The 14,284-nt window shown below is 66.6% G+C and carries 10 protein-coding genes; 9 read left to right on the plus strand and 1 reads right to left on the minus strand.

The genetic code is table 11. The annotated features are described in order from the left end of the window. The first annotated feature begins 2 nt into the window (after positions 1-2). From era to QWY79_RS12760, 4 genes are all read left to right on the plus strand, one after another. On the plus strand, positions 3-902 hold the full coding sequence (era, locus tag QWY79_RS12745; RefSeq protein WP_290273280.1) for a GTPase Era: 900 nt from the start codon (positions 3-5) through the stop codon (positions 900-902). A gap of 254 nt (positions 903-1,156) precedes the next feature. Then, entirely contained in the window at positions 1,157-1,852 is a 696-nt protein-coding gene (recO, locus tag QWY79_RS12750; protein WP_290273282.1) for a DNA repair protein RecO, read from the plus strand. 218 nt (positions 1,853-2,070) lie between these two features. Beyond that, positions 2,071-2,880: a pyridoxine 5'-phosphate synthase gene (gene pdxJ / locus QWY79_RS12755; protein ID WP_290273284.1), complete on the plus strand. Its 810-nt coding sequence runs from the start codon at positions 2,071-2,073 to the stop codon at positions 2,878-2,880. Continuing rightward, the gene (locus tag QWY79_RS12760; protein WP_290273286.1) at positions 2,877-3,254 is read left to right on the plus strand and encodes a holo-ACP synthase; all 378 of its coding nucleotides are present in this window, start codon (positions 2,877-2,879) and stop codon (positions 3,252-3,254) included. The genes pdxJ and QWY79_RS12760 overlap by 4 nt, the downstream gene beginning before the upstream one ends. Here the strand turns inward: QWY79_RS12760 and QWY79_RS12765 are convergent. After that, a complete protein-coding gene (locus QWY79_RS12765) occupies positions 3,194-5,929 on the minus strand; it encodes an ATP-binding protein (RefSeq protein ID WP_290273289.1) in 2,736 nt (911 codons plus the stop codon). The genes QWY79_RS12760 and QWY79_RS12765 overlap by 61 nt on opposite strands. 117 nt (positions 5,930-6,046) lie before the next feature. On the opposite strand from QWY79_RS12765, the gene cysM reads away from it, so the two are divergent. The 5 genes from cysM to ppc are packed head-to-tail and all read left to right on the plus strand — an operon-like array spanning position 6,047 to position 14,266. Beyond that, entirely contained in the window at positions 6,047-6,943 is an 897-nt protein-coding gene (gene cysM, locus QWY79_RS12770; RefSeq protein WP_290273291.1) for a cysteine synthase CysM, read from the plus strand. Between the two features lies 1 nt (position 6,944). Beyond that, positions 6,945-8,387: a TRAM domain-containing protein gene (locus QWY79_RS12775; RefSeq protein ID WP_290273292.1), complete on the plus strand. Its 1,443-nt coding sequence runs from the start codon at positions 6,945-6,947 to the stop codon at positions 8,385-8,387. After that, entirely contained in the window at positions 8,380-10,761 is a 2,382-nt protein-coding gene (gene relA, locus QWY79_RS12780) for a GTP diphosphokinase (protein ID WP_290273295.1), read from the plus strand. The genes QWY79_RS12775 and relA overlap by 8 nt, the downstream gene beginning before the upstream one ends. Continuing rightward, on the plus strand, positions 10,761-11,621 hold the full coding sequence (mazG, locus tag QWY79_RS12785; protein ID WP_290273297.1) for a nucleoside triphosphate pyrophosphohydrolase: 861 nt from the start codon (positions 10,761-10,763) through the stop codon (positions 11,619-11,621). The genes relA and mazG overlap by 1 nt, the downstream gene beginning before the upstream one ends. Next, complete coding sequence (ppc, locus tag QWY79_RS12790) at positions 11,618-14,266, plus strand: phosphoenolpyruvate carboxylase (protein WP_290273299.1); 2,649 nt, start codon at positions 11,618-11,620, stop codon at positions 14,264-14,266. Before mazG ends, ppc begins: the two co-directional genes overlap by 4 nt. Positions 14,267-14,284: the final 18 nt, after the last annotated feature.

The raw sequence follows: 14,284 nt of genomic DNA on the forward strand, positions 1-14,284 counted from the left end.
GCATGTCCCAGACCTGTGGCTTCGTCGCCATCATGGGCCGCCCCAACGTCGGCAAGTCGACGTTGATGAACCATATACTCGGCCAGAAGATCTCGATCACCTCGCGCCGTCCACAGACCACGCGCCATCAGGTCATGGGGATCAAGACAGAGGGTGACGCCCAGTTCATCTATGTCGACACGCCCGGCATTCATACCCTCGAGAAGGACCGCGACAAGGCCATCAACCGCTTCATGAACCAGGCGGCCACCCAGGCCCTGCGCGATGTCGACTGCGTCGTCTTCATCATCGATCGCACCCGCTGGACGCCGGAAGACCAGGTCGTCCTGGAGCGTCTGGCGACCGTCAAGGCGCCGGTGATCCTGGCCGTCAACAAGGTCGATCGGATCAACGACAAGTCGACCCTGCTGCCCTGGCTCGAAGAGGTCAGCGGGCGCCGCGAATTCGCCGCCATCGTGCCGGTCGCCGCCAAGCACGGCACCAATGTCGCCGAGCTGGAAGCCGAAGTGGCCAAGCACCTCCCCGAGAGCGTGCATTTCTTCCCGGACGACCAGATCACCGACCGCAGCCTGCGCTTCATGGCCGCCGAGCTGGTCCGCGAGAAGATCATGCGCCAACTCGGCGATGAACTGCCGTACCAGATGACGGTGGAGATCGAGGAGTTCCGCGAGGAAAGCGAGATCACGCATATCAGCGCGCTGATCATGGTCGAACGGCAGGGCCAGAAGAAGATCCTGATCGGGGATCGCGGCGAGCGCATCAAGAACATCGGTCGCGACGCGCGGTTGGAGATGGAGCGCGTGGTCGGCACCAAGGTCATGCTCAACCTCTGGGTGAAGGTGAAGCGGGGCTGGTCCGATGACGACCGGGCCCTGAAGAGCCTCGGCTATGATTTAGACTGACACCGAGCTTCGAGCTGCGGGTTCCGAGCCTCGAGAATCGAGCAGGGCGTCGCAGGCTTGAAACTGCAAAGCCTGGGGCGGTGTCGGGGTTCGCATCTCGCCGCTCGTCTGCTTCGGGGGTGGGGGTCGCATCTCGCCGCTCGCCTGCTTCGGGGGTGGGGTTCGCATCTCGTATCCCGCCGCTCGTCTGTTCCGGGGCTCGCAGCGCGCATTTCCGGCTCGGCCCGAGCGATACTTCTTCTGAACGGCGTCCCATGACACCAGAACCGGCGTATCTGCTGCACAAGCGTGCTTACCGCGAAACCAGCGCCCTGATCGAGCTGCTGACCTTTCGCCATGGACGCGTGCGTGCCGTGGCGCGAGGCGTCCAGCGTCCGGGCAGTCGCTTGCGCGGCGTCCTGCAGCCGTTCGCGCCCCTGCACGTGACCTGGAGCGGCAGTGGCGATCTCAAGCGCATGAGCCTGATGGAAAGCCGTGGCTCGGCCGCCATGTTGGTGGGCGAGGGCCTGCTCTGCGGCCTCTACGCCAACGAGCTGCTGGCGCGCTTGTTGCCGGTTGAACTGCCGGTGGACGATGTCTTCGCCTTCTATGGCGCGACTCTGGAGGCCCTGCCCAAGCCGGATGCCCGGGCGAGTGCCCTGCGCCAACTGGAACGGTCCCTGCTCGAAGCGCTGGACGCCGAACCGCGTTTCTGCGGGCCCGAGGGCGAGGCACTGGACCCCCAGAGCCGCTACGTCTTCGACCCCAGCTCGCGCGGCTTCGTCCCCGGCCAGCCCGGCATCGACGGCCGCACCCTGAAACTGCTGGCCAGCGGTGACTGGCGCTCCCCCGGACTCGCCGGCCCCGCCAAGGGCGTGATGCGCGCCGCCCTGGCACCGTTGCTCGGCACCCGACCCCTGCGCTCGCGGGAACTGATGCGGCAACTCGCCGAACGGAGGAGGGCTGAGTAGCTAGAAGCCGGAAGCCGGAAGCTTGAAGCTGGAAGTAACATCTTGACCCCGGTAGGGGAGCAGTTACGCTTGGCTTCGAGCTTCGAGCTTCGAGCTTCGAGCTTCGAGCTTCGAGCTTCGAGCTTCGAGCTTCGAGCTTCCAGCCGTGCCGCTCGTGTCTCGCCGCTCGCTGCTCGCTGCTCGCCTCCCGCAGCTCGAAACGAACTTTAGGAGATTCTATGCATCCCCCCCGTATTCTGCTTGGTGTGAACATCGATCATGTCGCGACGCTGCGTCAGGCGCGTGGTACCCGTTATCCCGATCCGGTGCAGGCGGCGTTGCTGGCCGAGGAGGCCGGGGCGGATGGCATCACCGTGCATCCGCGCGAGGATGGTCGCCATATTCAGGTGCGTGATGTGCGCCTGCTGGCCGAGGTCCTCAACACGCGCATGAATCTGGAGATGGCGGCCACCGAGGCGATGATCGCGCTGGCCGAGGAGGTGCGGCCGGCGCATGTCTGCCTGGTACCGGAGAAGCGCGACGAGTTGACCACCGAGGGCGGCCTGGATGTGGCGGGCAGCCTGGAATCGGTCAGCCAGGCCTGTCAGCGCCTGGCGGCCGCGGGCTGCGATGTCTCGCTGTTCATCGACCCCTGCGTGGAGCAGGTCGAGGCCGCGGCTCGGGCCGGCGCGCCGACCATCGAGCTGCATACCGGAGCCTATGCCGAGGCTCGGGGGCAGGCTGCGCGCGATGAACATGCCCGCCTGGTGGCGGCGGCCGAGATGGCCGTCGAACTGGGGCTGGTGGTCAACGCCGGGCACGGCCTGAATTATCACAACGTCGAGGCCGTGGCGGCGATTTCCGGCCTTCACGAGCTCAATATCGGCCATGCGATCATCGGCCGGGCGCTGTTCGTCGGACTCAAGGAAGCCGTGGCCGAGATGAAGCGTCTGGCGATTGCCGGTCAGGAAGCCGGCCTGCTGGCCGCGGTGGAAGACCATGAGCACGATCATGACCATGAAGCGGACGGGAGCTGCTGCAGCGCATGATCATCGGCATCGGCACCGATATCGCCCGGGTGGCGCGTTTCGAGCGCGCCCTGGAGCGTCACGGCGATCGGTTCATCGAGCGGCTGCTGGGCGAGGCCGAGCGCGCCGGCTTTGAGGCCCGAGGCCGCTCGGTCAACTATCTGGCGAAACGCTTCGCCGCCAAGGAGGCCTTCGTCAAGGCGCTGGGCACCGGGCTGCGGCATGGCATGAGCTGGACCGACATCCAGGTGGTCAATGATTCACTCGGCCGCCCGCTGCTGCAACTGAGCGGCCGGGCCCAAGCGCTGGCGACGGCCGCCGGCGTGCAGCGCCATCATCTTTCGCTGTCCGACGAGGCCGAGTTGGCCGTGGCCTTCGTGGTGCTCGAAGCCTGAGACCGCTGCCAGTGGCGCAGGCCCTGCATGGCCGTATACAGATCCGGCAGCAAGGGCTGGATGGCGTCTCGGCCGCGCGAACGCAGCCGGGTCTCGAGTGTCTCCACCAGCAGCGCCAGGCGCGGCACACCGCAATAGCGGCAGGCGCCGTTGAGGGCGTGCACGGCATCCAGCAGGGTCTCGTCATCGCCCTCGGCGTTGGCGCGCCGAATGTCGGCTTCGCTCTCGTCCAGCGAGTCGATGAGATGATCCAGCAGTTGACGCGCCAGGCCTTCGCGTCCCCCGGCGAGACTGGCACCCAGCGCCAGGTCGACTTCGGGCAGCTCGTCGTCGGCGTCGCGCTCGGGGGCGGCCTGGGGCGCCGGGGCGCTGGCCGCTGTCTCGATACTTGTCCCCAGATGGTGACGAAAGAGCTGATCGAGCTTGTGGGTGTCGATGGGTTTTTCCAGCATGTCGTCGAGACCGTTGTCCAGCAGATGCTGGCGCTGATTGTCCTGCACATGGGCGGTCACGGCGATGATCGGCAGCTTCTGCCAGCGGCCTCCCATACGGCGCAGAGCACGCGTCGCCTCCACGCCGTCCATGCCTTCCATGCGAATGTCCATCAGGACCATGTCGAAGCGTTGCTGCTCGGCCATCGCCAGCGCCTCTTCGCCACTGGTCGCCGTCGTCACCTCGCTGCCTGCATCCTCAATCAGCTCGCTCAGCAGTACCCGGTTGGATTCGGTGTCATCGACGCACAGGATATGCCGGGCCCTGGCCGGCTCCGGGGCCGGCAGTGACGGCGCCGCTTCGCCCGCGGGCAGGCTGGTGCCGCCGCGCGCCTGGCGATGAACCTCCTGGATGGCTTCGGCCATCGCATGCCGTGATACCGGCTTGCTGATTACCTTGCCGCCATGCGGGAAAGTGACGCCTTCGGGCAGTTCCGGTGGGGTGGCATTGACCATCAGGATGACCGGGCAGCCCAGCGTCGGCAGCCGTTCACGCCAGCCATTCAGGTTGGGCTGTGCGGCTTCTTCGGCCGTCAGGCCGATGAGCGCCACCTGAACCTCCTCGGACAGGGCCTCGTCCAGGGTGTAGGGCCGGGCGCCCCAGCGTCTGATGAGGTGGCGCAGGGCGCGCCGGGTCGTCTGGTGCGCCTCGCTGATGACGACCCGCAGGCCGTTGAGCTCCACCTCGGGAGGGCGTTCGCTGGTGTCGCTGCCGTTCAGCGGCAGGGTGAAGGCGAACTCCGAGCCCTGTTCGGGGGCACTTTCGACACTGATTTCGCCGCCCATCTGCTCCACCAGCTGGCGACAGATGGCGAGACCCAGGCCGGTGCCGCCGAAGCGCCGTTGATGGCTGCTTTCGCCCTGACTGAAGGCCTCGAAGAGCTGCTGCTGGAAGGCGCCCGAGAGTCCGATACCGGTATCGCTGACCGAGATGCGCAGTGTCGTCTGGTGCTGGGCCTGCTCCTGCACGGCGACCCGCACGACGACCTCGCCCTGCTGGGTGAACTTGACGGCATTGTGCACCAGGTTGGTCAGTACCTGCTGGATGCGCAGCGGGTCACCGGTCAGTTCGAGGGGCACATCGTCATAGACCAGGCCCAGCAGTTGCAGATCCTTCTGCTGGGCCTGGGGCGCCTGCAGCGCGAGGACCTCGTTGACCAGCACCACCATGTCCAGCGGTCGGTGCTCGAGTTCGAGGCGGCCGGCCTCGATCTTGGAGAAATCGAGGACGTCGTTGACCAGCATCAGGAGGTTGTCGCAGGCACGCTGCACGTGCTCCAGCCACTCGCGCTGGCGGGCCGTCAGTTCGGAGCGCTGCAGCAACCGGCAAAAGCCGATGATGCCGTTGAGCGGGGTGCGAATCTCGTGGCTCATGTTGGCCAGGAATTCCGACTTGGCCCGGTTGGCCTCCAGGGCACGCCGATGCGCCAGGTCGAGCTCGACATTCTGCACCTCGATGGTTTCCATGGACTCCTGCAGCTCCTTGGTGGCCTGTTCCACCCGGGTCTGCATGTCGGAGTGCGTGACCGCCAGCTGGTCGCGCAGCATGTTCAGGCCCCGGGTGAGCCGAGCCAGTTCGGCGGCGGCGGGCAGGTCCAGCGGGGCGGGCGACATGCCTGCGGTCAGGCGCGACAGGCTTTCACTGGCCTCCTCCAGCGGATGACTGATGCGACGCAGGGTCGAATAGGCGACGATGAACAGCAGCAGGCCACAGACGAGCAGCATCAGGCCGCCGCTGGCCAGCTTGCGGTAATGGTTCAGGGCCAGCGCCGAGGCATCGATGTCGATCAACAGACGCGCATCCGCCGACGACAATGGCCAGCGCAGCCGCCATTTGGCATCGTGCTCGACCAGCCTGTCGGGCCGCTCGAGCGTTGCCTCGGGCAGGCTGCGCAGGCGCCCCTGCTCGACCAGCGCCCGGCCGGACGGGGCCTCGATGGTCAGGGCGCGAACCTCATCGAGGTCCATCAAGCGAGCGGCGATGGCCTCGAGACGCTGCGGGTCCCCGGCGCTCAGGGCCTGTTCCAGGCTCGGCACCAGCATCCGGGTGGTCTGCTCCATGCGCTCGGCGAGTTGCCGATGATTCTCTCTGTATTCCATCTGGCTGACGGCAAAGACCAGCAGGGCCAGCAGCGTCAGGGGCAGTACGAGAATGCACAGCATCAGGCGTGTCTTCAGGGACATGGGCGCGCCTCGCAGGAAAATGTCGTGGTGCAGTATGCCATAGCCGCGGTCGATGCCTGTCCAGCTCGGGCGGGCGAAGATATAATGTTTTACAGACTTTTCCATAAGGAAGGCTGAATGCAATTCCCCACCCTGGAAGACACCATCGGCCACACGCCGCTGGTACGCCTCAAGCGCATTACCGCCGGCCGCAACAATACTCTGCTGGCGAAACTCGAGGGCAACAACCCGGCGGGTTCGGTCAAGGACCGTCCGGCGCTGTCGATGCTCGAGCAGGCCGAGAAACGCGGCCACATTGCCCCGGGTGACACCCTGATCGAGGCCACCTCCGGCAATACCGGCATTGCACTGGCCATGGCCGCGGCCATCAAGGGCTACGAGATGGTACTGATCATGCCCGAGAATGCGTCCAGCGAGCGCAAGCAGGCCATGGCGGCGTTCGGGGCGCGTCTCATCCAGGTCAGCCAGGAAGGGGGCATGGAAGAGGCCCGCGATCTGTCCGAGGCGATGATCGCGCGCGGCGAGGGCAAGCCCCTCGATCAGTTCGCCAATCCGGACAACCCGCTGGCGCATTACGAGACCACGGCACCGGAGCTCTGGGAACAGACCGCTGGCAGCCTGACGCATTTCATCAGTTCCATGGGCACCACCGGTACCATCATGGGCGCGTCCCGGCGCCTCAAGGAATACAACCCCGACATCCAGATCATCGGCCTGCAGCCCGAGGATGGCGCCAGCATTGCCGGTATCCGCCGCTGGCCGGCAGCCTACCTGCCCGGCATCTTCGATGCCTCGCGGGTGGACCAGGTGCTGGATATCGGCCAGCGTGAGGCGGAAGACGGCATGCGGCGACTGGCACGCGAGGAAGGCATTCTGGCCGGTGTCTCTTCCGGCGGGGCCCTGGCCGGTGCACTGCGCCTGGCGGAAAACCTGGAGAACGCGGTGATCGTCTTCATCGTCTGCGATCGGGGCGATCGCTACCTGTCCACCGGTCTCTTCGCCGCGGAGAGCTGAGGTGGCGGGTCTCGGCAAGCGGCGGCCGGCCCGCGCACGCTCGGGTGTTTCGGGCCTCGACCAGCCACGCCACGCATCGCATGCTACCTCCGGGGCGGACTCGAGTCAGGGCACCAGCGAGCTGACGATCCACGGGCTGGCCCATGACGGCCGTGGTGTCGGTCGCCATGCGGATGGCAAGACCGTCTTCGTCGACGGCGCGCTGGATGGCGAGCGGGTGCGCGCCAGCGTGCATGTCTCGCGCAAGCGCTTCGATGAAGCCCATGTCAGCGAGGTGGTGGAGGCTTCCCCGGCGCGGGCGACGCCGCCCTGTCCCCACTATGGACGCTGTGGCGGCTGTGATCTGCAGCACCTGGCGGTGGCGTCGCAGCGCGAGCACAAGGTCGGGGTGCTGCGCGAGCTGATGGCCCGCCAGGGCGTCGAGCTGCCCGGAGAGATCCAGGTGCTGGCGGGGGACGCCGAAGGCTATCGACGTCGCGCCAGGCTCGGCGTGCGTGTCGACAGCAACGGCCGGGTCCGGATGGGCTTTCGCGCCCGTCACAGCCATCGCCTGATCGATCTCGAGACCTGCTCGGTGATGCGTCCGGAACTCGCCGAGCTGCTCGCCCCCCTGCGCCAACACCTGGAATCCCTCGAGGCCCCGCGCCACGTCGGTCATCTGGAACTGCTGGCCACGGATAACGCCGTGACCCTGGTACTGCGCCAGTTGCGCCAGCATGACAGCGACCTGGAGCGCTGGCGTGTCTTCGCCGGCCAGCATGGGCTCAACATCGGCGTCTGGCTGGGGCGCGACAACCCGCGTTTCGAGTGGCTGAGTGTGCCCGGGCGGCTGAGCTGCCGGCTCAGGGTCGATCGGCAGGTCCTGCACCTGGCGCTCGAGCCCGGCGATTTTCTCCAGGCCAACGAGGCCGTCAACCAGAGTATGGTGGATAGCGTCGTCGAGTGGCTGGCCGCGCTGCCCGCGGATACCCCGGTGCTGGACCTGTTCGCCGGCATCGGCAACTTCAGCCTGCCGCTGGCATCCCGCGGCGCCCGGGTCATGGCGGCCGAGGGCAATGCCGCCATGGTCGAGCGCCTGGCCGCCAATGCCGCGCTCAATGAGCTGACGGTCGAGGCCCGTCAGGCGGATCTCGGCGATGCCACGGCCGTCGAGCGACTGCTGAGCGAGCTGGCGCCGGAGGTGCTGGTGCTCGATCCGCCGCGCAGCGGCGCCGATACCCTGTGTCGGCAGCTGGCATTTCGGCCGGTTCCCCGGGTGCTGTACATTTCCTGTGATCCGGCCACCCTGGCCAGGGATGTGGCCCGCCTGGTGGAAGCCGGCTATGTGATCCGGCGCAGCGCGGTGGCCGACATGTTCAGTCACACGTCACATCTCGAATCCATGCTGCTGCTCGAGCATCCTGACTCGATGCGGCAGCGGCAAGGAGCATCAGCCCATGGTTAAAGTGCGTGAAAACCAGCCGCTGGACCCGGAGGGTAGGGTCGATATCGGGCGCTGGGTCGAACGCCTCGAGGACGATGTCAGGTTGCGCTCGGCCGAAGAGATGCGCGCGGCCTGCGAGCTGGCCCAGCAGCTCGAGCTGGCCTCGGAACGCCCGCACAAGGCCTGGTTGAAGGATGGCTCGAGCTTTCGCATGGGGCTCGAGATGGCCGATATCCTGGGCGAGCTGCGTCTCGACCAGTCGGCCCTGGAGGCCGCCGTTCTGTATCGCGCCGTGCGCGAGCAGTTGATCAGCCTGCAGGACGTCGAGAAGCGCTTCGGTGACGAGGTGGCCGGCCTGATCAATGGCGTACTGCAGATGGCCGCCATCAGTTCGGCGCAGACGCCGACCCAGGACTTCGAACAGCATGATCAGCAGGACAACCTGCGCAAGATGCTGGTCAACATGATCGACGATGTGCGCGTCGCCCTGATCAAGATCAGTGAGCGTACCTGCGCCCTGCGCCAGGTCCGCGATGCCCCGCGCGACAAGCGCCTCCAGGTGGCCCGCGAGGTTTTCGATATCTATGCCCCCCTGGCGCATCGCCTGGGCATCGGCCACCTCAAGTGGGAACTCGAGGACCTGTCGTTCCGCTATCTGCACGAGAATGACTACAAGGCCATCGCCACCCAGCTCGCCGAAAAGCGCCTGGACCGCAATCGCTACATCAGCGATGTCGTCGACACCCTCAAGTCGCTGATGGATGCCCAGGGCATCGAACACCAGATCGATGGCCGCGCCAAGCACATCTATTCGATCTGGCGCAAGATGCAGCGCAAGCGCATCGACTTCTCCCAGGTGCATGACATCCGCGCGGTGCGCATCCTGGTGCCCCGCATCAGCGACTGCTATGCCGTGCTGGGCATCGTGCACTCGCGCTGGCATCACGTGCCCAACGAGTTCGATGACTACATCGCCAATCCCAAGCAGAACGGCTACCAGTCGCTGCATACCGCGGTCTTCGGCCCGGAGAACAAGATTCTGGAAATCCAGATTCGCACCTTCGCCATGCACGAAGAGGCCGAGCTCGGCGTCTGTGCGCACTGGCGCTACAAGGGCCACGACACCAATGCCCGCAGCGCCAGTTACGAAGAGAAGATCGCCTGGTTGCGCCAGGTGCTGGAATGGCAGGAGGAGGTCGGCGACTTCGGCGACCTGCGCGAAGGCCTCTCCAGTGACGTGGCCCCGGACCGCATCTACGTCTTCACCCCGGATGGCCACGTGATCGACCTGCCCAGGCTGGCCACGCCCATCGATTTCGCCTACCGCGTGCATACCGAGGTGGGCCATCGCTGCCGGGGCGCCAAGGTCAACGGCCGCATCGTGCCCCTGACCTACAAGCTCAACACCGGCCAGCAGGTGGAGATCCTCACCGCCAGCAAGGGCGGGCCGAGCCGCGACTGGCTCAACCCCAGCCTGGGCTATGTGTGCACCTCGCGGGCCCGCGCCAAGATTCAGTCCTGGTTCAAGCACCAGGCGCGCGACCAGAACCTGGAAGAAGGGCGGGCACTCTTCGAGCGTGAAATGAAGCGCCTCGACGTGGAAGGCATGGACCTGACCCGGCTGGCCAACCGCGTCAACTATCTCGGCCCCGATGACATGTACGCCGCCCTGGGCGCCGGGGATCTGCGCATCGGCCAGGTGCTCAACCAGGCACAGCAACTGTTCGGCGAGAACGACGAACACCAGGAGCTCGACAAGCTGCTGGCCAAGCCCCGGCGCGCCTCCGGCAAGGGCGATGACGACGACATCACCGTGCTCGGCGTGGGCAACCTCAAGACCAACATGGCCAACTGCTGCCATCCGGTTCCCGGGGAGGCCATCGTCGGCTTCATCACCCAGGGGCGTGGCGTCACCGTGCATCGCCAGGACTGCCCGAACATCCTGCAGCTGCGGCTGGACGAACCCCAGCGGATCATCGAAGTGGAGTGGGGCGAGCGGGCCAACACCCAGTATCCGGTCGATATCGAGGTCCAGGCCTGGGACCGCTCCGGCCTGCTGCGCGACGTGACGGCGGTGCTGAGCAACGACAAGGTCAATGTGCTCTCGGTGAACACCCTCACCGACACCGATGACGGCATCGCGCGGATGATGATCACCGTCGAGGTGGACGGACTGGAAACCCTGGGCCGGCTGTTTTCGCGCATTCAGCAGCTGTCCAACGTCATCGAGGTGCACCGTCTGCGCTCGGGTGGCAAGCAGGCCGACCCGGAACCGGCCGCCGGCAAGCACCAGGGCGGCGCCGGGGCGGACAAGAAGGCAGCGCAGAACAAGAGTGCGCAGAAGCCCCGCTCGGACAAGGCCAGGGGCAGCGGCAAACGGGGGAACAAGCGCTGATGAGCCAGCCACGCCATGACATCGAGGACCTGCTGACGCTGATGGCCGTGTTGCGGGATACGCAGCAGGGCTGTCCCTGGGACGTCAAGCAGGACTGGGACAGCATCGTGCCGCATACCCTCGAGGAAGCCTACGAAGTGGCCGATGCTATCGAGCGTCGCGCCTTCGATGAACTTCCCGGCGAGCTCGGTGATCTGCTCTTCCAGGTCATCTACTACAGCCAGTTCGCCGCCGAGGAGCAGCGCTTCGACTTCCATGAGGTCGTGGATGTGCTGACCCGCAAGATGCTGGCGCGTCACCCCCATGTCTTTCCGGACGGCACCCTGGCCTCGCGTCGTCAGGGCGTGCCCGCCGCCGAGGTACAGACGAAGGACGTCAAGTCGCGTTGGGAGTCGCTCAAGGCCGACGAGCGCGAGGCGCGTCAAGCGCACTCGGTGCTCGACGATGTGCCGCGCACGCTGCCGGCGCTGTCGCGGGCGGCCAAGCTCTCCAAGCGTGCCGCCGGCGTCGGTTTCGACTGGCCCGACCGCCGCGGGGTGATCGACAAGCTGCGCGAGGAGCTCGACGAGGTGGCCGAGGCCCTGGAGGCCGAGGATCACGAGCATGCCGCCCAGGAGGTCGGCGACCTGCTGTTCGCCACCGTCAATCTGGCGCGCACCCTGGGGGCCGACCCGGAACGCTGCCTGCGCGATACCAATGCCCGGTTCGAGCGACGCTTCCGGTATGTGGAGGATGCCCTGGCCGCACAACAGGTGCCGCTCAGCGAGGCTGGGCTGGCGCGCATGGAGGAGTGCTGGCAGGAAGCCAAGCAACGAGAAACCAACCCCCTGTCATCGTCGGAAGGAGAAACTCGATCATGAGTCATGACCTGCACGAATCGCTACGCGACAATGTCCGGATACTGGGCGACAGCCTGGGGCGCACCATCGCCGATGATCTGGGGGAAGGTTTCGTTGATCGCATCGAGACGATTCGCAGCCTCGCCAAGCGTGGCCGACAGGGCGAAGCCGATGACCAGCGTGAACTGATCGAGTACCTGCGCCAGTTGCCGGAAAGCGAGCTGCTGCCGGTGACCCGGGCCTTCAACCAGTTCCTGAATCTGGCGAACATCGCCGAGCAGCATTACCGGGCGCGTTTCCGCCGCGTCGAGGACTACAAGCCCGGCAGTCAGCCGGTGCTCGGCGAGTTGCTCGACCGGGCACGCCGCGAGGGGCATTCAGCGCGCAAGCTGGTCGAAAGCCTGGCCGACATGCGCGTCGAGCTGGTGCTGACCGCGCATCCCACCGAGGTCATCCGCCGCACCCTGATCCAGAAATACGACGCCATCGATGACTGCCTGACCGCCATCGAGTCCTCCGCCGACTATCCCGAGCGCGGCGCCCGCGCCAAGGGTCGTCTCGAGGAACTGATCGGCCAGGCCTGGCACACCGACGAGATCCGTCACGAACGGCCCACCCCGGTGGACGAAGCCAAGTGGGGCTTCGCGGTCATCGAGAACTCGCTGTGGCAGGCCGTGCCCGACTTTCATCGCGACCTCGACAACCTGCTGCTGGACACCGCCGGCGAGCGCCTGCCGCTGGATGCGGCGCCGATTCGCTTCGCTTCCTGGATGGGCGGCGACCGGGACGGCAACCCGAACGTGACCTCGAAGGTCACCCGCGAGGTACTGCTGCTGGGCCGCTGGATGGCCGCCGACCTCTATCTGCGCGACCTCGAGCAGCTCAAGACCGAGCTCTCCATGTGGAAGGCCAACAGCGCGCTCAAGGCCGAAGTCGGTGACGTCGCCGAACCCTATCGCGAGCTGCTCAAGCGGCTGCTGGCGCGGGTCGAGGCCACGCGCGACTGGGCCAAGGCCGAGCTGGAAGGGCGCCCCCATGAAGGGGGGCCGATCATCGAGACCCGTGACCAGCTGTTCGCTCCGCTGCTGACCTGCTACCGCTCGCTGTGCGACGTGGGGCTGGATACCATCGCCAACGGCGTACTGCTCGACACTCTGCGCCGCGTGGCGGTGTTCGGCGTGACCCTGACCAAGCTCGACCTGCGCCAGGAAGCGAGCCGTCACGAACAGGTCATGGAAGAACTCACCGACTCGTTGGGGCTCGGCCACTACAGCGACTGGGACGAAGCCCAGCGCCAGGATTTCCTGCTGACCGAGCTTGGCTCGCGGCGTCCGCTGATCCCGCGTCACTGGGACTGCTCGGAAGAGACCCGCGAGGTGCTCGATACCTTCCGGGTGGCGGCCGGCGAGCATGCCGAGGCGCTGGGCACCTACATCATTTCCATGGCCGGGCAGCCCTCCGACGTGCTGGCCGTGGCGCTGCTCATGAAGGAAGTCGGCGGCGATGCCAAGCTGCCCATCTCGCCGCTGTTCGAGACCCTGGATGACCTGAATCGGGCCGGGGATGTCATCGACCGCCTGCTGGCCCTGCCCGGATACCGCGAGCTCGTCGGTGACCGCCAGGAAGTCATGATCGGCTACTCGGATTCGGCCAAGGACGCCGGTCAGCTGGCCGCCGCCTGGGCCCAGTACCGCGCCCAGGAGACCCTGGTCGAGGTGTGTCGTCGTCACGGCGTCGACCTGACCCTGTTCCATGGTCGTGGCGGCACCGTGGGGCGTGGTGGTGGCCCGGCCCATGCCGCGATCCTGTCGCAGCCCCCGGGTTCGGTGAACGGCAGTCTGCGGGTGACCGAGCAGGGCGAGATGATTCGCTTCAAGTTCGGTCAGCCGGAGATCGCCCTGCGCTCCATGGAAATCTATACCTGCGCGGTGCTCGAAGCCTCGCTGCTGCCGCCGCCGACCCCCGAGCCGGCCTGGCGCGAGGAGATGGACAAGCTGGCGGAAGTGGCCCACAGCGCCTATGTCGGGGTCGTGCGCGAGGATCCTGACTTCGTGCCGTACTTCCGCTCGGTGACCCCGGAGAGTGCCCTGGGCCGCCTGCCGCTCGGCTCGCGTCCCGCCAAGCGGCGCCAGGACGGCGGCGTGGAGACGCTGCGCGCCATTCCCTGGATCTTCGCCTGGACCCAGACACGCCTGATGCTGCCGGCCTGGCTGGGCAGTGGCGAAGCCTTCGCCAAGCGCCTGGAAGACGAAGGCGGCCTGGAAGTGCTGCGCGACATGCGCGACCGCTGGCCGTTCTTCGCCACCTACCTGGAAATGCTGGAGATGCTGCTGGCCAAGGCGGACGTCAGCATCGCCGCCTACTATGAGCACCGGCTGGTCGATGAACCGCCGCTGAAAGCCCTGGGGCAACGGCTGCGCGACCGCTTCGGCAACCTGCATCAGGTAGTGCTGGAAATCCTCGACCAGCAGGAACTGCTGGAAAACACCCCCTTGATCCGCCAGGCCGTCGAGGTGCGCAACCCCTACATCGACCCGCTGCACGGCCTGCAGGCCGAACTGCTGCAGCGTAACCGCGACGCCGACGGCGCCATCAGCGCCGACCTCTCCCGCGCCCTGATGGTCACCATGGCCGGCATCGCCGCCGGGTTGAGGAATACGGGGTAGGCCCGGCGCAGCCGGGCC

The sequence above is a fragment of the Halomonas sabkhae genome, assembly GCF_030409265.1.
Lineage (GTDB): Bacteria > Pseudomonadota > Gammaproteobacteria > Pseudomonadales > Halomonadaceae > Halomonas > Halomonas halmophila.

Excerpts from the sequence above, each read along its gene's own strand:
- cysM (WP_290273291.1), top strand. The coding sequence starts at position 6,047 with ATGCAATTCCCCACCCTGGAAGACACCATCGGCCACACGCCGCTGGTA.
- QWY79_RS12760 (WP_290273286.1), top strand. The coding sequence starts at position 2,877 with ATGATCATCGGCATCGGCACCGATATCGCCCGGGTGGCGCGTTTCGAG.
- era (WP_290273280.1), top strand. The coding sequence starts at position 3 with ATGTCCCAGACCTGTGGCTTCGTCGCCATCATGGGCCGCCCCAACGTC.
- ppc (WP_290273299.1), top strand. The coding sequence starts at position 11,618 with ATGAGTCATGACCTGCACGAATCGCTACGCGACAATGTCCGGATACTG.
- QWY79_RS12765 (WP_290273289.1), bottom strand. The coding sequence starts at position 5,929 with ATGTCCCTGAAGACACGCCTGATGCTGTGCATTCTCGTACTGCCCCTG.
- mazG (WP_290273297.1), top strand. The coding sequence starts at position 10,761 with ATGAGCCAGCCACGCCATGACATCGAGGACCTGCTGACGCTGATGGCC.
- relA (WP_290273295.1), top strand. The coding sequence starts at position 8,380 with ATGGTTAAAGTGCGTGAAAACCAGCCGCTGGACCCGGAGGGTAGGGTC.
- recO (WP_290273282.1), top strand. The coding sequence starts at position 1,157 with ATGACACCAGAACCGGCGTATCTGCTGCACAAGCGTGCTTACCGCGAA.
- pdxJ (WP_290273284.1), top strand. The coding sequence starts at position 2,071 with ATGCATCCCCCCCGTATTCTGCTTGGTGTGAACATCGATCATGTCGCG.